Annotated in this window: 18 protein-coding genes; 13 read left to right on the forward strand and 5 right to left on the reverse strand. The window is 69.2% G+C overall.

Features of this window, described 5'->3' with window-relative positions; all coding sequences use genetic code 11:
* Positions 1 to 64: 64 nt before the first annotated feature.
* From PJ250_RS02890 to accC, 4 genes are all read left to right on the forward strand, one after another.
* Complete coding sequence (locus PJ250_RS02890) at positions 65 to 2,320, forward strand: protein-disulfide reductase DsbD family protein (protein ID WP_271647055.1); 2,256 nt, start codon at positions 65 to 67, stop codon at positions 2,318 to 2,320.
* Entirely contained in the window at positions 2,320 to 2,949 is a 630-nt protein-coding gene (locus tag PJ250_RS02895) for a TlpA family protein disulfide reductase (RefSeq protein WP_271647056.1), read from the forward strand. The genes PJ250_RS02890 and PJ250_RS02895 overlap by 1 nt, the downstream gene beginning before the upstream one ends.
* Before the next feature lie 249 nt (positions 2,950 to 3,198).
* Positions 3,199 to 3,687 carry an acetyl-CoA carboxylase biotin carboxyl carrier protein gene (accB, locus tag PJ250_RS02900; protein ID WP_271647057.1) on the forward strand — a complete coding sequence of 163 codons (489 nt, stop codon included), beginning with the start codon at positions 3,199 to 3,201 and terminating at the stop codon, positions 3,685 to 3,687.
* A gap of 10 nt (positions 3,688 to 3,697) precedes the next feature.
* A complete protein-coding gene (accC, locus tag PJ250_RS02905; RefSeq protein WP_271647058.1) occupies positions 3,698 to 5,065 on the forward strand; it encodes an acetyl-CoA carboxylase biotin carboxylase subunit in 1,368 nt (455 codons plus the stop codon).
* Positions 5,066 to 5,139: 74 nt separating this feature from the next.
* Here the strand turns inward: accC and PJ250_RS02910 are convergent, their stop codons facing one another.
* On the reverse strand, positions 5,140 to 5,511 hold the full coding sequence (locus PJ250_RS02910) for a hypothetical protein (RefSeq protein ID WP_271647059.1): 372 nt from the start codon (positions 5,509 to 5,511) through the stop codon (positions 5,140 to 5,142).
* On the reverse strand, positions 5,508 to 6,440 hold the full coding sequence (locus tag PJ250_RS02915; protein ID WP_271647060.1) for a hypothetical protein: 933 nt from the start codon (positions 6,438 to 6,440) through the stop codon (positions 5,508 to 5,510). Before PJ250_RS02915 ends, PJ250_RS02910 begins: the two co-directional genes overlap by 4 nt.
* A 205-nt stretch (positions 6,441 to 6,645) precedes the next feature.
* Here PJ250_RS02915 and prmA point away from each other — a divergent pair, with 205 nt between their 5' ends.
* The 3 genes from prmA (at position 6,646) to fis (ending at position 8,910) form a co-directional block, all read left to right on the forward strand.
* The gene (gene prmA, locus PJ250_RS02920) at positions 6,646 to 7,569 is read left to right on the forward strand and encodes a 50S ribosomal protein L11 methyltransferase (protein ID WP_271647061.1); all 924 of its coding nucleotides are present in this window, start codon (positions 6,646 to 6,648) and stop codon (positions 7,567 to 7,569) included.
* Between the two features lie 427 nt (positions 7,570 to 7,996).
* Positions 7,997 to 8,503, forward strand: coding sequence for a DUF3426 domain-containing protein (locus PJ250_RS02925; protein WP_271647062.1), 507 nt, complete (start codon positions 7,997 to 7,999; stop codon positions 8,501 to 8,503).
* Positions 8,504 to 8,637: 134 nt separating this feature from the next.
* The gene (gene fis / locus PJ250_RS02930) at positions 8,638 to 8,910 is read left to right on the forward strand and encodes a DNA-binding transcriptional regulator Fis (protein ID WP_271647063.1); all 273 of its coding nucleotides are present in this window, start codon (positions 8,638 to 8,640) and stop codon (positions 8,908 to 8,910) included.
* Between the two features lie 39 nt (positions 8,911 to 8,949).
* Here fis and PJ250_RS02935 read toward each other — a convergent pair whose 3' ends face one another.
* Positions 8,950 to 9,516, reverse strand: coding sequence for a hypothetical protein (locus tag PJ250_RS02935; RefSeq protein ID WP_271647064.1), 567 nt, complete (start codon positions 9,514 to 9,516; stop codon positions 8,950 to 8,952).
* Positions 9,517 to 9,710: 194 nt separating this feature from the next.
* On the opposite strand from PJ250_RS02935, the gene purH reads away from it, so the two are divergent.
* The 6 genes from purH (at position 9,711) to PJ250_RS02965 (ending at position 18,529) form a co-directional block, all read left to right on the forward strand.
* Positions 9,711 to 11,297, forward strand: coding sequence for a bifunctional phosphoribosylaminoimidazolecarboxamide formyltransferase/IMP cyclohydrolase (gene purH, locus PJ250_RS02940; protein ID WP_271647065.1), 1,587 nt, complete (start codon positions 9,711 to 9,713; stop codon positions 11,295 to 11,297).
* Positions 11,298 to 11,434: 137 nt separating this feature from the next.
* Positions 11,435 to 12,724 (forward strand): phosphoribosylamine--glycine ligase, encoded by a 1,290-nt coding sequence (gene purD / locus PJ250_RS02945; protein ID WP_271647066.1) that lies wholly within the window; start codon positions 11,435 to 11,437, stop codon positions 12,722 to 12,724.
* 345 nt (positions 12,725 to 13,069) lie between these two features.
* On the forward strand, positions 13,070 to 15,076 hold the full coding sequence (locus PJ250_RS02950) for a methanol/ethanol family PQQ-dependent dehydrogenase (RefSeq protein ID WP_333909516.1): 2,007 nt from the start codon (positions 13,070 to 13,072) through the stop codon (positions 15,074 to 15,076).
* Positions 15,077 to 15,150: 74 nt separating this feature from the next.
* A complete protein-coding gene (locus PJ250_RS02955; protein WP_271647067.1) occupies positions 15,151 to 16,809 on the forward strand; it encodes a quinoprotein dehydrogenase-associated putative ABC transporter substrate-binding protein in 1,659 nt (552 codons plus the stop codon).
* A 50-nt stretch (positions 16,810 to 16,859) separates the two neighbouring features.
* On the forward strand, positions 16,860 to 17,480 hold the full coding sequence (locus tag PJ250_RS02960) for a c-type cytochrome (protein ID WP_271647068.1): 621 nt from the start codon (positions 16,860 to 16,862) through the stop codon (positions 17,478 to 17,480).
* Positions 17,477 to 18,529 carry an LpqB family beta-propeller domain-containing protein gene (locus PJ250_RS02965; protein ID WP_271647069.1) on the forward strand — a complete coding sequence of 351 codons (1,053 nt, stop codon included), beginning with the start codon at positions 17,477 to 17,479 and terminating at the stop codon, positions 18,527 to 18,529. Before PJ250_RS02960 ends, PJ250_RS02965 begins: the two co-directional genes overlap by 4 nt.
* A gap of 21 nt (positions 18,530 to 18,550) precedes the next feature.
* Here PJ250_RS02965 and PJ250_RS02970 read toward each other — a convergent pair whose 3' ends face one another.
* Both PJ250_RS02970 and PJ250_RS02975 read right to left on the reverse strand, forming a co-directional pair.
* Positions 18,551 to 19,240, reverse strand: a complete 690-nt coding sequence (locus tag PJ250_RS02970) for a response regulator transcription factor (protein ID WP_271647070.1) — start codon at positions 19,238 to 19,240, stop codon at positions 18,551 to 18,553.
* Complete coding sequence (locus tag PJ250_RS02975; protein WP_271647071.1) at positions 19,240 to 21,288, reverse strand: sensor histidine kinase; 2,049 nt, start codon at positions 21,286 to 21,288, stop codon at positions 19,240 to 19,242. The genes PJ250_RS02970 and PJ250_RS02975 overlap by 1 nt, the downstream gene beginning before the upstream one ends.
* Positions 21,289 to 21,300: the final 12 nt, after the last annotated feature.

Below are 21,300 nucleotides of genomic sequence, written 5' to 3' on the forward strand. Positions count from 1 at the left end.
ATGCAACAGCGTATTGCCCGCCTGGTGGCGCTCGCGGAGCCGCCGCTCCGCTAAGCTGCGCGCCATGTCACTGATCCTTCGTCTGGCCGGCGTGCTGGCCCTGCTACTTCCGACCCTGTCCGCCACAGCCGCCGATCCGGCCAGCCTGCTCCCCGTCGATCAGGCCTTCGTGCTCCGCGCCGACGCCACCGACCAGGGCATCGCCGTCCATTGGAAGATCGCCAAGGGCTACTACCTCTACCGTCACCGCACCTCGGTGTCCGCCGAGGGCGCGGGCTTCCAGGCCGGCGCGCTGCAGCTGCCGGACGGTGACAAGCACACCGACGAGTTCTTCGGCCCGGTGGAGACCTATCGCACGCAACTGGATGCCCTGCTCCCCGGTCAGGCCTCCAGCGACGGCACGGTGGCGCTGACGGTTCGCTACCAGGGCTGCGCCGACGCCGGGGTGTGCTACCCCCCGCAATCGCGCACGCTGCAGGTCCCGGTGCATGCGGCCGCCGGCAATGCCGGCAGCGGCCTGGGTCTGGGCGCAGCGCGTACGAGCTCCCTGCTCGGCACCACGCCTGGCGTCGCCGGCGCTACCGATGCGACGCCGCTGCCCGAGGCGCAGGCTTTCGGATTCGAAGCCATCGCCTACGATGGAAATCAGCTGCTGCTGCGCTTCACCCCGGCCAAGGGGTATTACCTGTATCGCGACCGCACCTCGCTGTCGCTGACCGGTAGCGACGCGCTGGAGCTCGGCCGGCCGACCTGGCCGGCCGGCCAGGCACATCACGACGAGCACTTTGGCGATGTCGCGGTGTACTTCGATCAGGTCGAGGTTCCCGTGCCGGTCCTGCGCACGCGCCCCGAGGCCGCCAAGGCCGCGCTCCACGTCATCTTCCAGGGGTGCCAGACCAATGGCATCTGCTATCCACCGATGACCCGCTCGGTGGACCTGTCGATCCCTGCCGGCACGGTCACCCCTGCCGCCGAGCGTGCCGCCCTGCAGCAGGCCGCGCCCATCCCCCTCGAGGGCGATGCCGGCCCAGCGACGCCGGCTGAAGTCCCCCGCTCGACGCCGCCACCGGACGTGCTGGCGCGCGCCCAACAAAGCGGCGGCGCCTCGACCTGGCTGCTGGCCTTGCTGGCCGCGTTGCTGGGCGGACTGATCCTCAATGTGATGCCTTGCGTCCTGCCCGTCCTGTCGCTCAAGGCGCTGTCGCTGGCCGAAGGCGGCCGCGGCCACGCCCACGCCCGAGCCAGCGCGCTGAGCTACGCCGCTGGCGTCATGTTGAGCTTCCTGCTGGTCGGCGGTATCGCGCTTGGGCTGCGCGCCACCGGACAGGCCCTGGGTTGGGGCTTCCAGCTGCAGCAGCCGCTGGTGATCGGCGCGCTGGTCTATGTGATGTTCGCCGTGGGCCTGAGCCTGTCGGGCGTGTTCGCGGTGGGCTATGGCCTGGCCGGCACCGGCCGCGGATTGACCGAGCGTGGCGGCCTGGGCGGGGATTTCTTCACCGGCGTGCTGGCCGTGGTCGTGGCCAGCCCGTGCACGGCGCCGTTCATGGGCACGGCGCTGGCCTTTGCCTTCGCCGCGCCCCTGCCGCTGGCCCTGGCGGTGTTTGCCGCACTGGGCCTGGGAATGGCGCTGCCCTTCCTGCTGATCGGCCTGGTGCCGGCGCTGGCCGGGAGCCTGCCGCGTCCAGGGGCCTGGATGGAAACACTCAAGCAGGTCCTGGCCTTCCCCATGTACCTGACCGCGGTGTGGATGCTGTGGGTCCTGGGCCAGCAGCGCGGCGTGGATGCGGTCGCACTGGCGCTGGCCGGGCTGGTGGTGCTGGCGCTAGGCCTGTGGGCGTTTGAGCGCGTGCGCTTCCAGACCGCGCCGCTGCGCCGCACGCTGGCGGTGGCGATCGTGCTGGCCTCGATCGTGCCGCTGGCGCTGCTGCACCGCGTCGCGCCGCCGGCCCGGGAGACCGCCAGCGCAGCCGATGGCGTGGAGACCTTCTCGCCGGACCGGCTGGCCGAACTGCGCACGCAGGGCAAGGTCGTGTTCGTGGACATGACCGCCGACTGGTGCGTGACCTGCAAGGCCAACGAGAAAGCCGTGCTCGATCGGGACGCCTTCCGCCAGGCCATGCAGCAGGCCGACGCCGTGTTGATGCGTGGCGACTGGACCAATGTCGACCCGCAGATCACCGCCTTCCTGCAGGCCCATCACGCCGTGGGCGTCCCGCTCTACGTGGTGTTCCCGCGCGGCGGGGGCGAGGGCGAAGTGCTGCCGACCGTGCTGACCCCGGCCCTGGTCCAGGACGCCCTGAAGCGCGCTTCGGCCCCCTGATGGCCCGCCCCGGCGCCCGCTTGCTGATGGTGGCGGTGGTCGCTGGCGTGGCCGGCATCGCGGCTGGCGTGTGGACACAGGCCGGCTGGCATCGCACCGACACCGGGCAGCGTGCCCTGCAGGCGGCACTGGACGCCAGCGCTCCGGCGCCACCGCCGGGCGTGACGCCCGCGCGGCGCGGCGACCCGATGCCTTCCCTGCGGCTGCCCGATCTGGAGGGCCGGCCCATCGAGTTGCGGAGGCTGGCACCGGGCCGCCCGCTGCTGATCAACGTGTGGGCCAGCTGGTGCGCACCGTGCATCAAGGAAATGCCCGAACTGGACCGTTTTGCCCGCAGCCAGGACGCCCACGGTGTTCAGGTGGTCGGCCTGGCCCTGGACCGGCCCGAGGCGGTGCGCGCGTTCCTGGAGCGCGTCGCGGTGCGCTACCCCATCGTGCTGGACACGCCGGGCCCCGCCGACGCGAGCGTGTGGCTGGGCAACCGCGCCGGTGTCCTGCCCTACAGCGTGCTGGTCGGGCGCGACGGCCGGATCCTCAAGCAGCAGGTCGGTCCGTTCGCCGACGGTGCGCTTTCCAGCTGGGTCGGCGCTACGGCGACATCGCCCGGGCAAATTCAAACGCGCGATTAAATCACTGAAAAGTTCGGCGAACTGGACAGCATTGCCGGCTTCCTCCAGACTGCCGCCTTCTTCGCGGAGCGCTTGATGATCCACCCGCCGTCCCGGTCGATGCCTCCGGCAGCACATCGCCTGCCCATGCGCCGCACCGTCGGCCGCCCCGACATCACCGCACCCGACCGGACACGCCCGTTTCCACACGCCGGTCATCGCGCCGTCGCTCCAATTTTTCGCACCAACGCATAACCACAGAGGCCTTTCATGGACCTGCGCAAGATCAAGAAACTCATCGACCTGCTGGAAGAATCCAATCTCGCCGAAATCGAGATCAAGGAAGGCGAAGAATCCGTCCGCCTGGCCCGCGTCCCGCAGGGCAGCTTCGCTGCGCCGGCCGCGGCCCCGATGACCTATGCCGTCCCCACCGCCGCGCAGGCCGAAGGCAAGCCGATGCCGATGAGCTCGCCCACCGAGGCCTCCACCGGTGGCACGGCCAAGGCCGCCAGCGGGCTGCCCGATGGCCATGTGGTGCGCTCGCCGATGGTCGGCACCTTCTATGCCTCCCCGTCGCCGGACAAGCCGGCCTTCGTGACCGTCGGCCAGCAGGTCAAGGCCGGCGAGACCCTGGCCATCATCGAGGCGATGAAGATGTTCAATCCGATCGAGGCCGACCAATCGGGCACCGTGGTCGCCATCCTGGGCGAGAGCGGCCAGCCGGTCGAATTCGACCAGCCGCTGTTCGTGATCGGCTAAGGCGCTGGCCATGCTGGATAAAGTCGTCATCGCCAACCGGGGCGAGATCGCGCTGCGCATCCTGCGCGCCTGTCACACCCTGGGCATCCGCACGGTCGCGGTGCATTCCACCGTCGACCGCAACCTCAAGCACGTGGCCATGGCCGACGAGTCGGTCTGCATCGGCCCGGCGCCCTCCACCGAGAGTTACCTCAATGTCCCGGCCCTGATCGCCGCGGCCGAGGTCACCGACGCGCAGGCCATCCACCCCGGCTACGGCTTCCTGTCGGAAAACGCTGACTTCGCCGAGCGTGTGGAGGAGTCCGGCTTCGTGTTCATCGGTCCCAAGGCCGACACCATCCGCCTGATGGGCGACAAGGTCGAAGCCATCCGCGCGATGAAGGCTGCCGGCGTGCCGTGCGTGCCCGGCTCGGGCGGCCCGCTGGGCGATGACATCGTGGCCAACACCAAGATCGCCCGCGAGATCGGCTACCCGGTGATCATCAAGGCCTCCGGCGGCGGCGGTGGCCGCGGCATGCGCGTGGTCCATGCCGAAGCCGCGCTGAAGTCCTCGATCGAGACCACCAAGGCCGAGGCCAAGGCGGCCTTCGGCAATGGCGAGGTCTACATGGAGAAATACCTGGAGAATCCGCGCCACGTGGAGATCCAGGTGCTGGCCGACGGCCAGGGCAACGCCATCCACCTGGGCGAACGCGACTGCTCGATGCAGCGCCGCCACCAGAAGGTGGTCGAGGAAGCCCCCGCGCCGGGCATCACGCCGGAACTGCGCGAGCAGATCGGCAAGGTGTGCGTGGAAGCCTGCATCCGCATCGGCTACCGCGGCGCGGGCACCTTCGAGTTCCTGTTCGAGGACGGGCGCTTCTACTTCATCGAGATGAACACCCGCATCCAGGTCGAGCATCCGGTGACCGAGCTGGTGACCGGGATCGATCTGGTATGCGAGCAGCTCAAGATCGCCGCCGGCCAGAAGCTGTCGATCAAGCAGAGCGACGTGGTGCTGACCGGTCACGCCATCGAGTGCCGCATCAATGCGGAAGATCCGGAAACCTTCATGCCGCATCCGGGCCTGATCCAGCACTTCCATCCGCCCGGTGGCCCGGGCGTGCGCGTGGATACCCATATCTACGAGGGGTACCGCGTGCCGCCGAACTACGACTCGATGATCGGCAAGCTGATCGTGCACGGCCCGGACCGCGCAACCGCGATCGCACGCATGCAGGTGGCACTCAACGAGACGGTGGTCGAAGGCATCAAGACCAACGTCCCGCTGCAGCAGCGCATCATGCGCGACAAGGGCTTCCAGGCCGGTGGGCAGAACATCCACTACCTGGAAAAGCGCCTGGCCGAACGCAAGACCAAGTCGATCTCGCTGACCTGATCGGCGCCTCGGCGCTGGTGGTTTACGACAGGGCCGCGTCCTCCCCGGACGCGGCCCTGCTTGGTTGGATTCCCTTACCGCGTCGGATCGGGCGCCGGCTGCTGGGTTCCGGGCACCGGCACGGTGCCGGCCGCGGATGTCGGGTCGACGATCATCATCGTCTCGGTCGACCCATCGGGCCACACGATCTGGAAGGTCGCGCCCGCCGGCAGCGTGGAGAACGGCATGCCGCTCTGCGCGCGGTACACCGCGGCGACCTGGCCGGCGCCATTGCGGCGCGCCTGCGGTTCCTGCTTCACCGAGGTCAGCTTCACCTGCGACAGCTGCTGATAGCGCAGGTCCGAGGCATCGATGACCACCACGCCGATCGCCGTGGCCGAATACGCCACGAACAATGCCGGCCACAGCCAATGGCGCGCCTTGTGCAACCTCTGGCGGATCTTCATGAGGTTTCCCCCTCGGTCTGGATCAAGGTGTTCACCAGTTCATCCATCTTGTCAGCTCCCTGCCCCGGTACGGCGGCATCGAACACGAAATTCGAAAAATTCTGCGTGGCATCGCGCGAGCAGATCCCGGCATTGGCGCAGTAGCCGGTCATCAGCGCGCTGTCCGCGCCACAGTCCAATCCAAGCCGGCATGCCGCAAGCTGCCAGGCCAACAACGCAAACTGGTCGCCGGCGACGAAACCGCGATAGGCCGCATCCCCGTTGGCTGCCGCGCCCATCGCCGGCGCGATGGCGGCGAAGGCCTGCGGATCGCGCGACGCCAGTACCCGCTGCACCAGCCCACGCCGATAGTCGGCCGAGTCCTGCAGCGGACGGCCCAGCGCCAGCAGCGATGCCTCGCTGGCCAGACTTCCCGCGCGCGCGGCCTGCACGCGCTCGTCCAGCACCGCCTGCGCCCCCAGTCCATCGGCGGGCGAGAAGCCGGCGCAGCGCCGCGCCACCCGTGCCCGGGCGCGGACCATGGCGGCCACGCCGGCATCGGTGCTGGTCTCCAGGCGCCTGCTGTCCGCCGCATAGCCCGAAGGATCCTGCGCATAGGCCGCGCAGTAGTCGTAGACGCGACTGAGGGTCCAGGCCGCCTGTGCATCGCCCTGCTCGGCGGCACCGGCCAGGGTGCGTGCGTACTGGTAGAAATCGCGCTGCGCGTCGAACCCCGAGGCGGCGGTCGGCACGGCCAAGGCATTGCTGCGCTCGGCCAGGAATCCATCGCCCACCCGCATTGCCGGGATGTCTGCGACCTGGGGATCGCGGTGCGCGGTGCGTGTCGTGACCCGCCCCCCCAGGCCCTCGCCCCCATGCCACGCGAACGCCGCCAGCGCGAGCGCCGGGAGCGACAACCACCACAGCAGACGAGAGCGGGCGAGCGGCATGCGGTCGGAAGGATCCAGAGAGCCACGGCCCGGCCCGAGGGCGCGCCATGGCGAAGGCGGCATTCTATCGCAGGGCCTGCCACCCGCGGCCGCGTCTGTGCTCGCGCTGGACCTGCGCGCTGAACCGCGATGCGCTGCACGACACCCGGCACGTCATGGCCGAGTCGTCTAGGATGCCCGCTCCTCGAAGCCGACCGACCGCGCCATGCCCTTCCTCGAACTCTCCGTCCCCTGCTCCGAGGCCCAGCAGCCCCGCTACGAGCACGCACTCGAAGACGTCGGCGCCCTGTCGGTGACCCTGGTCGACGCCGACGCCGAGACCAGCAATGAGCGCGCGATCCTTGAGCCGGGCGTGGGCGAGACCCCGCTGTGGAATGCGCTGGTGCTCACTGCGCTGTTTCCCGCCGAGGCCGATGCCCTGGTCCTGCTGGCGGCCCTGGAGTCCTTCGATCCCGGGCTGGACTGGACCGGTGCCTCGTTTCGCGCGGTCGAAGACCAGGACTGGGAGCGCGCCTGGCTGGACCAGTTCCAACCGATGCGCTTCGGCGCGCGGACCTTCATCGTGCCGTGGAACCACGCACTGCCGGACGAGGCGCAGGATCAGGCGGCCGCGGTGGTCCGGCTCGATCCCGGCCTGGCGTTCGGCTCGGGCACCCACCCGACCACGGCACTGTGCCTGACATGGCTGGACGAGCTGGCCGCGGCGGGCCGGCTCGAGCGGCAGCCGGTGCTCGACTTCGGCTGCGGCTCGGGGATCCTGGCGCTGGCCGCCCTGAAACTCGGCGCCGCCCAGGCCATCGGCGTGGACAACGATCCGCAGGCCCTGCTGGCCACGCACGACAACGCCGAGCGCAACGGCGTCCAGGACCGGTTGCAGGTGTTCCTGCCGCAGGACGAACCGGTGCAGCGCTATCCGGTCGTGGTCGCCAACATCCTGGCCTCGGCCCTGGACGCGCTGGCCGAGACGCTGGCCGCGCGAGTCGCGCCCGGCGGACGCATCGCCTTGAGCGGCATCCTGCACGGACAGGAAGACGCCCTGCTCACGCGCTATGCCGCCTGGTTCGACGACTTGCGTGCCACCCGGCAGGACGACTGGATGCGGATCGACGGCGTGCGTCGCGACGCGTGAGTCAGCCGGCTGTCGCCCACGCGCGCGGCCATGGTTGAATACGCCGATGCCGGACCTCTGCCCGCACTGCCAGCACCCGCTCGCTGCCACAGCGGGCATGGCGCCAACGCATTGCCCCCACTGCGGGCATGCCCTTCCACACGAGTCGGCCCGTGGTCCCAGTCTGGCCAGCCTGCTGCGCCCGGATACCGATGCCACCTCACCTGTGCCTGCGCCGCGCGTGCAGGCGCCACCCGCGGCCTCCCCCGAGCCGCAGGCCAACATCATCGACCACGGGGGGACCGTGCCAACTGCTTCTTTCGAAGACACGACCGAAAACGCACCTGCCCTGGACCCAGCCGCGCCAGCGACGCAGACGACGGCATCGCCTGAAGCAGGCACCGACGAGGCGGCGCTTTCCCCGCCAACGGCGGAACCGGCGCCCACCGTGCCCAGCTTCACCCGGGCACGCACCAGACCGCCGCCGCGCCGCGTGCCGGCGTGGCAGTGGGGCGCGCTGGTCGTGCTCACCTTGTTGCTGGGGCTGCAGCTGTTGATCGCCAACACCTCGCACCTGGCTCAGGACGCGCGTTGGCGACCGGTGTTGGCGTCGATGTGTGGCCTGCTGCGCTGCACGCTTCCCACCTGGCACGACCCGCAGGCCTACACCATGCTCGCGCGCGATGTGCGTCCCGTGCCCGGGCGCACCGGCGTCCTGCAGGTCCGCGCGACCTTCCGCAACGACGCGGCATGGCCACAGCAGTGGCCATCGGTCGGCCTGTCCCTGTCCGATGCCGATGGACGCGTGGCCGGCGCGCGGATCCTGGTGCCCGATGATTACCTGGACAAGGATCAGGAAAGCACAACGCTTGCGCCAGGACAGAGCGGCCAGCTCGCCGTCCAGGTGCACGAACCACGCGGAGGCGTCGTCGCCTTCGCGTTCGACTTTCAATGAATGCGACAGATTTGGAAGTTGGGTGATGCGCGTGGGGCGACCACGCGCTAGACTCCCTCCCCCGCCGCGTTCCGCCACAAGCGTCGATCGCTGGCCGGGCCTCCACTCCGCTGCATCCAGATCCCGGGGACGCCTTGAACGCCGCTTCGACCCGCCAGGACTCCAGTCGTGGCACGCCCAAGTCGCCGTTGCGCGAACACGTTGCACAGTCGGTGCGTCGTTACCTGCGCGACCTCAATGGCTGCGATGCAGACGATGTCTACGAGATCGTCCTGCGCGAGATGGAAATCCCGCTGTTCGTCGAAGTGCTCAATCACTGCGAAGGCAACCAGAGCCGCGCCGCCGCGCTGCTGGGCATCCACCGCGCCACTCTGCGCAAGAAGCTCAAGGACTACGGCCTGGCGTGAAGCCCTGTCGCAATGCCCCTGGGCATTGCGCATCGGCCGCTATGCGCCGCCTGCCACCAGCACCAACGCCATCACCAGGCACAACGCCTGCAGGCAGGTACAGGCCATCTGCCAGGACAGCCAGCGCTTGAGACGCGGCCAGGGCGCCACCAGCAACGGCAAGGGCTCAGGCGTCCCGCCGACCTCGGCCAGCATCAGGTCCACCGACAGCGCCACGTCATCCACCGCGTCATGCGCCTGGATGGCTTCGCGAAACAAGGCACCGGCCACGTCGGTCCCGAACTGCACTCCCAGCGCGCATCCGAACTGCATCAGCCCGAGCGCGGCGCTGAACACCAGTGCCCAGCCCACCGCCCCCGACAAGGGGGCCACGCCGGCCAGCGACGGCAACAGCAGCGCCGCGGCGGCCAGGGCCAGCAGCAGCGCCGACAGCGAGCGCAACGGTGCGGACAAGCGCAGCCAGGCCAGCATGACCTGGGGAGAGGCGGCAGGCGCTGGCGCGGACGCCAGCACGGCAAGCGATTGACTCGCCGGCCGGGGCGATGGCGCGCCCTGAGACGAGGCCCCCTGGATCCGGTCGGCGCTGTGCTTGTTGAGTCCTGGCATCGCATTCCCCCTGGCAGCGGGCCGGTCGGCCGCCACTCCGCGCGAGCCTAGCGCTTCGCGCGCAAAAAGCCATGGCGCGGTGCGCGTCGCGTGCCCTGCGTCTCATTCCCGCCATGGCGGGGCCTGCGCCACCGCGCCGGGCCCGGCTCGCTCGGGCCTTACACTATGCGGCCGCTCCGTCACCCTCCGCTCCCATGTCTTCCGATTTCCTGCCCGTGCGCCGGGCCCTGTTGTCCGTCTCCGACAAGACCGGCCTGGTCGCGTTGGCCAAGGCCCTGGCCGCCCGCAACATCGAACTGCTCTCCACTGGCGGCACCGCCAAGGCGATCCGCGAGGCCGGCCTGCCGGTCAAGGATGTCTCGGAGGTCACCGGCTTTCCGGAAATGATGGATGGCCGGGTCAAGACCCTGCACCCGCTGGTGCATGGCGGCCTGCTCGGTCGCGCCGGCACCGACGACGCGGTGATGGCCGAGCACGGCATCGGCGCCATCGACCTGCTGGTGCTCAACCTGTATCCGTTCGAGGCGGTCACCGCCAAGGCCGACTGCAGACTCGAAGACGCCGTGGAAAACATCGACATCGGCGGCCCGGCGATGCTGCGCAGCGCGGCCAAGAACTTCGCCCGGGTCGCGGTCGCGACCTCGCCCGACCAGTACGCCGACCTGCTCGCCGAACTCGACGCCCATGATGGCCAGCTCTCGGCGGCCAAGCGCTTCGCACTGTCGGTGGCCGCCTTCAACCGCGTGGCCCAGTACGACGCGGCGATCAGCAACTATCTGTCGGCCGTGATCGACACGACAGAAGACGTGCCGGCGCGCAGCGCGTTCTCCGCGCAGGCCAATGGCAGCTTCGTGAAGGTGATGGACCTGCGCTACGGCGAGAACCCGCACCAGCAGGCCGCGTTCTACCGCGACCTGTACCCGGCGCCGGGCTCGCTGGCGACCTTCACCCAGCTGCAGGGCAAGGAACTAAGCTACAACAACATCGCCGACAGCGATGCGGCCTGGGAATGCGTGCGCCAGTTCGACGCGCCGGCCTGCGTCATCGTCAAGCACGCCAATCCCTGCGGGGTGGCCGTGGGCGTGGCCTGCGGCGATGCATACGAGCTGGCCTACGCCACCGACCCGACCAGCGCCTTCGGCGGCATCATCGCCTTCAACACCAAACTGGATGCGGCCACCGCCAAGGTCATCCTGGACCGCCAGTTCGTCGAAGTCCTGATCGCGCCGGACTATGAAGAAGGCGCGCTCGAATACGCCAAGAAGAAGGCCAACGTGCGCGTGCTGCGCATCCCGATGGCGCCGGCGTCACAGCACTTCATCGACACCAAGCGCGTCGGCTCGGGCCTGCTGATGCAGACCGCCGACGACCGCGTGGTGACCCGCGACGAACTCAAGGTGGTGACCCGGCAGGCGCCGACCGAGGCGCAGTTCACCGACCTGCTGTTCGCGTGGAAGGTGGCCAAGTTCGTCAAGTCCAACGCGATTGTCTATGCCAAGGACCACCGCACCATTGGCGTGGGCGCCGGGCAGATGAGCCGCGTGTACTCGGCGCGCATCGCCGGGATCAAGGCCGCCGACGCCAAGCTGGGCGTGCCCGGCTCGGTGATGGCTTCCGATGCGTTCTTCCCGTTCCGCGACGGCATCGACGCCGCCGCCGAAGCCGGCATCAAGGCGGTGATCCAGCCCGGTGGTTCGATGCGCGACAACGAGGTCATCGCCGCGGCCGACGAACACGGCATCGCGATGGTATTCACCGGCGTGCGCCATTTCCGGCATTGATTCCGGCTGCGCCGGCATCAATCCCAAAGTTCGCTGCGCAAACTTCGGGCCCCGGCCTTGCGTTTCCACACCCCTATTCGCGCCATAGGCGCGAATCGCCCCCTCACTCAGGGGGCTCCACTTTCGGAGACATTGCGATGAAAGTCCTCGTCATCGGTGCAGGCGGCCGCGAACACGCCCTGGCCTGGAAGCTGGCCCAGTCTCCTCGTGTCAGTGAGGTGCTGGTCGCGCCTGGCAACGCCGGCACCGCTACGGAAGATCGCTGCCGCAATGTGCCGGTCAAGGTGACCGACATCGCTGGCTTGCTGAAGCTCGCCCAGGACGAAAACGTGGGGCTGACCGTGGTTGGTCCGGAAGTGCCGCTGGTGGCCGGGGTGGTCGACGCCTTCCGCGATGCGGGCTTGCGCATCTTCGGGCCGACCGCCGCCGCCGCACAGCTGGAAGGCAGCAAGGCCTTCGCCAAGGACTTCCTCGCCCGCCACGGCATCCCCACCGCGTTCTACCAAGTGCATACCGAGCTCGATGCCGCGCTGGCCTACGTGCGCGACAAGGGCGCGCCGATCGTGATCAAGGCCGATGGTCTGGCCGCGGGCAAGGGGGTGGTGGTGGCCATGACCCTGGCGGAAGCCGAAGCCGCCGTGCGCGACATGCTCTCGGGCAATGCGTTCGGCGATGCTGGCGCGCGCGTGGTGATCGAGGAATTCCTCGATGGCGAGGAAGCCAGCTTCATCTCCATGGTCGATGGCGTGACCGCACTGCCGATGGCCACCAGCCAGGACCACAAACGCGTCGGCGACGGCGATACCGGCCCCAACACCGGCGGCATGGGCGCGTACTCGCCCGCGCCGGTGGTCACCCCCGAGGTCCACGCGCGCGTCATGCGCGAGGTGGTCAACCCGACCGTGGCCGGCATGGCGGCCGATGGCGTGCCGTTCACCGGCTTCCTCTATGCCGGGCTGATGATCGATGCCAGCGGCGCGCCGAAAGTCATTGAGTTCAACGTGCGCTTCGGCGACCCGGAAACCCAGCCGGTGATGCTGCGCCTGCAGTCGGACCTGGTGGACCTGGTGGACGCGGCCATCGACGGCAAGCTGGAGGTGACCGAGGCGCAGTGGGATCCGCGTCCGTCGCTGGGCGTGGTGATCGCCGCGGCGCCCTACCCCGAAACGCCGGTGACCGGCGAGATCATCACCGGCCTGGACACCGTGCCGGCCACGGCCAAGGTCTTCCACGCCGGGACCGCCTTGAATGCGGACGGCGACGTGATCAGTGCCGGCGGCCGCGTGCTGTGCGTGGCCGCGCTGGGCGACAGCGTGTCCGACGCGCAGCGCGCGGCGTATGCCGGTGTCGCAGCCATTGCCTGGCCCCATGCCTTCCATCGCACCGACATTGGCTGGCGCGCGGTCGCACGCGAACAGGCGCACTGAGCGCCACGCCCCCGCCGCTGGCTTGTGGAACGACGCGCCTTCGGGCGCGTCGTCGTTTCCTGGCGGGGGATCAGATGCCCTTCGGTCCGACCGTCCGGCAGGATCGATTCCGCTTTTTGCGCGCCGGATGCTTTGCAGTGCAGCAAATGCACAACGCCGCAGTGCATCACGAATTTCCCTAAAACGCTGAAATAAAGGGTTTTTTCAATTACTTCCCCCATGTGATCGGATACTCCCCCCGACTATGTTGGCAACACCGGTTTGACGGGACTAGGCTCGCCCCCACGCCATCGCGCCATGCATGGCGACTAGCTGGTCCACATATCACCGGAGGGGTGTATGTCCATGCTTTCCAACGCGTCTCGAATCGCCGCGCCGCTCATCCTGACGGCCGCCGCACTCTCCCTCGCCGCCTGCGGCAAACACGACGAGCAATCCACCGCACAGACCCCCACGGCAGCGCCGCCGGCCAGCAGTCCGCCGCCGGCCGCCGTGGTCGATACCGATGCCGAGTTCCAGGCCAATGCTGCCAAACCCGAGAACTGGGGCGGGATCGGGCGGGACTTCGCATTGACCCGCCATAGTCCGCTGTCGGACATCAACACCGACAACGTCAAGAACCTCAAGATGTCCTGGGAGATGAAGAGCGGCGCGACCCGTGGCCACGAGGGCCAGCCGCTGGTGATCGACGGGGTGATGTACACCGTCAGTGCCTATCCCAACATCGTGCATGCCATCGACGTCTCCCAGCCGGGCGAGCACAAGGAGCTGTGGAGCTATACCCCGGACCAGGACGAGCGCTCGGTCGCCGTTGCCTGTTGCGATACGGTCAACCGTGGCGGCTCCTACGCCGATGGCAAGTTCGTCTTCAACAGCCTGTCCGGCGAGGTCATCGCCCTGGACGCCAAGACCGGCAAGGTGGCCTGGAAATACAAGGGCGCCGACCCGGGCAAGGGCGAGACCATGACCATGGCGCCGATCATCGCCGACGGTAAGGTGATCGCCGGCATCTCGGGCAACGAGTTCGGCGTGCGGGGCCGCGTGGAAGCGCTCAACCTGGCCGACGGCAAGCCGGTGTGGACCTGCCATGCCACTGGCACCGACAAGGACATCTGCCTGGGCCCGGACTTCAACAAGGCCCACCCCGAATACGGCCAGCTGGGCGATCTGGGGGTCAAGACCTATCCGGACGACGAATGGCAGCGCGGCGGCGGCGCGGCATGGGGCTGGTACAGCTACGATCCCAAGCTGAAGCTGGTCTACATCGGCACCGGCAACCCCGGGCTGTGGAGCCCGAGCTATCGCTGCGGCGCCAAGCCGGTCACCCAGGAGGCCTGCAACAACGGCGACTGGGACAACAAGTGGTCGATGACCATCTTCGCCCGCAACGTGGATACCGGCGAGGCGGTGTGGGGCTACCAGATGACCCCGTTCGACCAGTGGGACTACGACGGCATCAACGAGCCGATCCTGGTGGACATGGACATCGACGGCAAGCAGGTGCCCTCGCTGGTGACCTTCAACCGCAATGGTCACGCCTACGTCCTGGACCGGCGTGACGGCACCCTGCTGCGCGCCCACACCTATGGCCCGGTGGACTGGGCCGAGCGCATCGACATGAAGACCGGTCGCCCGGTCAAGGTCGCGGCGCATTCGCCGCTGGAGGTGGGCAAGATGGTCTCGGCCTCGCCCTCGGCGATGGGCACCAAGGACCAGCAGCCGTGCTCGGTCGATCCCAAGCAGCCGAACATCTTCTTCTGCGGCACCAACAACTGGTACATGGAACTGACCCCGCAGGAACGCGGCCGCACCATGCAGGGCATGCCGTACGTGTTCGCCAACGTGGCGATGAAGCCGCACAAGCCCGGCGCGCTGGGCATCGTCAAGGCCTTCGACGTGCTGACCGGCAAGGAGAAGTGGAGCATCGAGGAGAAGTTCCCGACCTGGAGCGGCACCCTGGTGACCGATGGCGGGCTGGTGTTCTACGGCACGCTCGATGGCTGGTTCCGCGCGGTGGATGAGGAAACCGGCAAGAAGCTGTGGGAGACCAAGCTGCCCAGCGGCGTCATCGGCAACCCGATCGCCTACAAAGTCGGCAACGAGCAGTACGTGGCGGTCTACTCGGGCATCGGCGGCTGGATCGGCCTGCCCATCGCCGGAGGTCTGGATCCCAGCGATCCGTATGGCGCCCTGGGCGCGGCGGGCCTGGCCTTCAAGAACGGGTTCGACAAGATCCCGCTCGGCGGCATGGTCCACGTGTTCCACCTGGGCACCGATGGCGTGCCGGACGGTGCAGCGTCCAAGGCCACCGCCTCGACCCAGACCGCGAAGGGCACCACGCCCGCCTCCTGATCCGCACCGACGGATCGTTCGGAAGCGGCGGCCAGGCGCCGCCGCTTCACCCCCCATTGTTCCAGGCTCGCACCATGCGTACTCCCCATCTGATCCTGGCCGCCGGCGCGCTCGCGCTCGGCGCCTGTTCGCCATCCTCCTCTTCCTCCGACGCCGCCTCGACAGGCGCCAAGCAAGCCCCCGCAGCGGCCGCCTCGCCTGCCCTGGCGCAGACCGACACCAGCGGCCCGGCGCTGCGCATCTGCGCCGACCCGGGCAACATGCCACTGTCCAACCAGGCCGGCGAGGGTTACCAGAACAAGATCGCCCAGGTCCTGGGCAAGTCCATGGGCCTGCCGGTGAAGTACTACTGGCGCACCTACTACGAACGCGGCCTGGCCCGCGGCACCGTCAACAGCGGCAAGTGCGACGTGCTGATGGACATGCCGGCCGATTACGAGATGGGCCTGACCACCAAGCCCTACTTCCGCTCGACCTACGTGCTGGTCAGCAGCGGGGACGCTCCGCTCAAGCCCACCTCGCTGGATGATCCAGCCCTCAAGCAGGCCAGGATCGGCGTCTTCCAGAGTTCGCCCGCGCGTGGTGCGCTGTACGACCACGGCATCAAGGGCGAGGTGCAGTATCTGTTCTACGACTCGGCCCGCAATCCGGAAGAACACCCCGCACGCCTGGTCGAACAGGTCGCCAAGGGCAAGCTGGACGCCGTCGAATCCTGGGGCCCGGTGGCCGGTTACTACGTCAAGCGCAACCAGCTGACCATGGTGCCGCTCAATCGCATGAGCGATACGGTGCTCGAATATTCCATGTCGCTGGCCGTGAGCAAGGACAACAAGGCACTGCGCGACAGGCTGGACCAGGCCCTGGTCGAGAACCGCGATGCGATCCGCGCCATCCTCACCGAGTACGACGTCCCGCTGGTGGCCTGCGCCGACTGCGTGATTTCCGGCGAGGTGCCCACGCATGGGCCCTACGCGCCGCCTCCGCCGTTCCAGGACCAGCCGGTCTCCGATCCGCAGGTCCTGGCGCAGATGCAGGCGCGCATCCGTGCCGGCGCCTCGCCCGAGGCCGAGTTGGGCGCGGCGGTGGCCGCCAACGATCCGGACCGGGTGCGCTGGCTGCTGGCCCATGGCGCCAACGGCGACGCCCTGGACGATCAGGGCCGGCTGCCGCTGCAGCACGCCATCCGCCTGCGCGAGCTGGCCGTCGGCGATGCCCTGCTCAATGGCGGCGCCAAGCTGGAGGCACGCGACGGAGATGGTTGGACACCGTTAATGACCGCACTGTGGACCGGCGATGCCGACACCGTCGACTGGCTGCTGCGCAAGCGGCCCAGGCTAAATGTGGTGTCCACCGATGGCTGGACCCCGCTGTCGGTGGCCATCCATAACGGCGACGAAGCCCTGGTGGCCAAGCTGCTGGATGCCGGGGCGCCGCCGGCGCAGGTCAATCCTGCGGGCTTCACCCCGCTGATGTTCGCCGCGGTGGAAAACCAGCCTGGCACCGTGCAGCGGCTGCTGGAGGCCAAGGTGCCAGTCGACCACGCCAACCAGGCCGGCATCACCGCCCTGATGCTGGCCGTGGCCGCCCATCGCCAGGACCTGGCGCGCACGCTGATCGACGCCGGTGCCGACCCCAACCACCGCGATGAAAAGGGCGACAGCGCGCTCAGCCTGGCCCGCCAATCGGGCGATGCCGACTTGCTGGCCCTGGTCTCCGCGCAAATCCCCCACTGATCCCTGTCCCACGTCCTGCGCAAGCGAACAGCAACAGAAAAGGAATCTCCATGTTCGACGCAACACGCAAAGCGTTCAAACCCCTGCTGGTCGTGCCGGCGATGGTCCTGGCGCTGGCCGCCTGCGGTGAAAAGGCCCAGCCGGCCGCCGCCACGCCGACGGCCTCGACGCCCGCCGTACCTGAAACGACCGCACCCGCGGCCTCGGCGCCGGCCGCGCCCGAGGCCAATGCCACCGCGACCGCAGCACCAGCCGCCGCGCCCACGCCGGTCCCGCACATCGACAACATCCAGGTGAATCCAACGCTGGTGGCCGAGGGCAAGAAGCTGTTCTTCACCGCAGGCTGCAACGCCTGCCACGGCGGCACCGGCGGAGGCGGCATGTGCCCGCCGCTGACCAACAAGGTCTGGGTCTACGGCAGCGACGACAGCACCCTGCACGCACTGATCAAGGAAGGTTCCCAGGCCATGCAGACCACCCACGGGCTCAAGCGCGTGGGCCACGAGAACGTGGTCGGCATCATGCCCGCGTTCGGGCCGATCCTGAGCGATGAGGAGATCAACAAGATCATGGCCTTCATCCACTCCATCAATCCCGACGCCGGCAAGGGCCAGACGCCGACGGCGGCGGGCGAGGCTGCGGCGCCGGCCGCTGCCGGCAGCGGCTCGTGAGGGTCGACCTGCGACGCCCAGTCGGGCTGCTGGCCGCGGCCGGGCTTGCCTTGTTCGCCGGCTGCCAGCGGCCGGCGGCGGAGACATCGGCACCTGCCCCGGTCGCATCCACGCCTGCATCGACCGCGGACACCGCCCCGCCGCCGGCAAGCGCCGTGCACGCCTACGTGCCCAACCAGAAGAGCGGGACGATTTCGGTGATCGACACCGGCAGCGATACCGTGGCGCGCACGCTTTCGGCGGGCGGCACACTGGGCAACCGCCTGCAGCAGATTGCACTGGGGCCCGACGGCAAGGCCTTGTACGTGGTCGATGCCGAGCACCATCGCCTGCTGCAACTGGACATCGCCAGCGACGCAGTCCAGCGCACGCTGGACATCGGCGAAGGGGCCGAGGGCGTGGACCTGTCGCCGGATGGCCGGCAGATCGCGGTGTGCGTGGAGCAGCAGAACCAGGTGATGTTCGTCGACACCGCCAGCTTCAAGGTCACCGGGCGAGTGGACACCCAGGGCAAGGCGCCCGAGCACTGCGCGTGGACCCCCGACGGCGCCCAGGTCATCACCAGCAACGAGGCCTCCGACAACCTGGACGTGATCGACGTGGCCGCCGGCAAGTCGGTGGCCAGCATCGCGGTCAGCGGCCACCCGCGCGACATCGCCTTCGCCGCCGATGGCAAGCGCGCCTACGTGGCGCAGGAGTCGGCCAACGTGGTGGACGAGGTTGACCTGGCGGCGCGCAAGAAGATCCGCAGCCTGCCGGCCGGCCTGCGCACGGCCGGCGTGGTGGTCGCCTCCGACGGAAGCCGGATCTACGCCTCCAACGGCGGGGCTGGCAGCGTAACCGTCACCGATGGCGCCAGCGGCAAACTGCTGGCGGAGATCCCGGTCGGGCAACGTCCGTGGAACCCCGCCCTCACGCCCGACGGCGCCAAGCTCTATGTCGCCAACGGGCGCTCGGACAGCGTCAGCGTGATCGACACCGCCACGATGAAGGCCATCGCGCAGATCCCCGTGGGGCAGATGCCGTGGGGCGTGGTGATGGGCCGCTGAGCGCCGTGGCCTGGCGCGCGCTCAGTCCGCGCGCGCGTTGGCCAGCGCGTAACCGGCATTGGGGACGTGCTCGATCCAGTCCCCGCTGCCGCCAATGCGGATCAGCTTGTGGCGCAGGCGGTGCACCAGCTGCTTGAGTGCATCGCGGTCGGCGCTGTCGCGATCGGACCAGACAAACCCGATGATCCGATCCGGGTCGACCGGGCGCCCACGGTGGTTCATCAACAGCCGCAGCAGGCGCAGTTCCAGGGTGGATAGCCGCGCCACCTCGCCGTGCTCGATGCGCATCTCGCTGCGCTCCGGATCCAGGGTCAACGCGCCACTGCTGAGCAGGGGCACTTCCCCCTCGCCTTCGCTGCCCCTGCGCAGCAGCGCACGCACGCGCGCCAGCAGCGCGCGCGGACTGAAGGGCTTGCGCAGGTAATCGTCCGCGCCCAGGTCCAGCCCGCGCACTTCGTCCTCCTCCGAGGCGCGCACGGTCAGCATCATCACCGGCACCTCGCTGTGCCGGCGCAAGGCCTCCAGCACCGAGAACCCATCGCGGCGCGGCAGATTGACGTCCAGCACCACCAGCTCCGGGGCGTGCTTCTCGAACTGGCTCAGCGCGTGTTCGCCGTCGAACGCGCTCACCACCTCATAGCCGGCACTGCTGAGCGCGAACTGCAGCAGACCGACCAGTTCGACATCGTCGTCGACCACCAGGATGCGCATCAGGCAGGCTCCAGCGGCAGCACCACGCCAAAGCGCGCGCCCTGCCGATGACGGGGCTCGGCCAGGACCACCTCGCCGCCATGCTGCTCGACCAGGGCGCGCACGATGGCCAGCCCCAGGCCGGTCCCGCGCTGGGAGGGCTCCTGGTCCGGCGCGCGCCGGAACGGCGCGAACAGGTCGGCGCGGTGGCGCAGCGGCGGCAGGCCCTGGCCTTCGTCCTCCACCCACAGTGAGACCGTCTCCTCGCCCCAGACCAGTTCGATCCAGATGGTGCTCTGGTCCGGCGCGAATTTGTTAGCGTTGGCGAGCAGGTTGATGGCCACTTGCGACAGCCGCTGCGCATCGCCCATCAAGCGACGCGTGCTGTGCGGCAGGGACGCCATCACATGCTGGTCGCGCTGATCGGTCAAGGGCCGCATCAGTTCCACCGCATCGCGCACCAGCGCCGGCAGGTCGACGACCTCCCGACGCAGGCGCATCTGCCCGCTCTCCAGGCGCACGCTGTCCAGCAGGTTGTCCACCAGTTGCGACAGCCGCAGCGCGCCACGGTACTGCGCATCGACCAGCCGGATCGCGGTGGTGTCGCCGCCGGCGTGGACGTGCTCGCGCAGCATCTCCACCGAAGCGATCTGCGCGGCCAGCGGGGTCTGGAACTCATGGGACAGGTTGGCCAGGATGGCATCGCGCATGGCCCGCGCGGCCTCGGCGCTGGTCTCCTCGCGCACGATCGCCACCTGGCGCCCGTCCGGCGGCGCACTGGAGCGGATCACCAGGTTGCGCACGCGGCCACGCAACAGATAACGACCCGACGCCTGGGCCAGGCCATGCCGGCGCGCGTCGTGCATCGGGTCGGCCGCGTGGGTCGGACCCGCCTCGCTGGCCGCCTCCGGGGTCAGCACCGCTTCGTAGGGCTGGCCCACGACCTGGTCCTCCTCGCGCCCGACCAGGGCCAGGAAGCGGCGATTGGCGTACTGGATGCGGCGATCGACACCCACCGCGATGATGCCGTCCTCCACCCCGTCCAGGATGGCGTCCAGCTCCTGTCGCTGGCGGCGCTCGCGCTCGGTGGAGGCCCGCAGCTGCAGGCGCATCGAATCCAGGCTGCGGGCCAGGGCCACCGGCTCGGCCAGGTCGGTGGGCGGCACCACCACCGGGGTTTCCAGATCGCCCACGCCCAACCGCTCGGCCGCGCGCGCCACCTGGCCGAACGGCGAGGCGATGCGCCGCGCCAGCCACACCGCGATGCTGGCGGCAATCAAGGCCAGCAGCAGACTGCCCACGGCGAAGGCGGTCAGCCAACGTACGCCATCGCGTGCCACCACCTCGCGCGGCAGGGTCACCAGCAGCAGCGACTCAATGTCGCCATTGGGGCCGCGCACCGGCTCCAGCCGGGAAACGTCGCCCTGGCTGTCCGCTGCCAGGGTCTCGCCGATGCCGGTATTGCGCACGTGCCGCCACGAGGCCTGCAGGTTGGTCTGGTCCGCCGGGGCCACCGCCTTGGCGTCGTTATCCTTGTCCAGCAGCATCACCCGTTCGCGCTGGCCGCCATGGCCGGCCAGCTCGGATGCATCCAGGCGCCGAGCCGCCACGACCTGGCCGTGGTCCAGCTGCGCCATGGCCTGCCGCTGTACCAACCAGTGGTGCCCGCTGCCGTCGGCCACCAGCCCACTGGCCATGCCGTCCGGCGGCGCCTGCCCGACCTGGGCGAGCAGGCCGTCGCCACGCATGGCCAGCAGGTAATCCACGCGCCCGGTCTGGCGAAAGGCCTCCAGGAAATCCGCTACCGCCTGCATCCGGCCCTTCTGCATTTCCGCGTGCAAGGTCGGGCGCTCGGACAGCAGCACCGCGACCACGGCCAGGTCGCGGCGCGCGTCCTCCAGTCGCGCCAGCGCATCGGCGCTGGCCTGCGCGACCTGCGCCTGGGCACGCTCGCGCAGCACCGCACGCAGCGTGCCCGCGCCGGTGGCCAGCAGCAGCGCGCACAGCAGCAGCGCCAGGCCGACATGGCTGAGCACGAGCAGGCGGGAAAGATTTCGGGGGCGGGGCATGCGCGCGTGCTC

Source organism: Pseudoxanthomonas sp. JBR18, from assembly GCF_028198165.1.
GTDB lineage: Bacteria > Pseudomonadota > Gammaproteobacteria > Xanthomonadales > Xanthomonadaceae > Pseudoxanthomonas_A.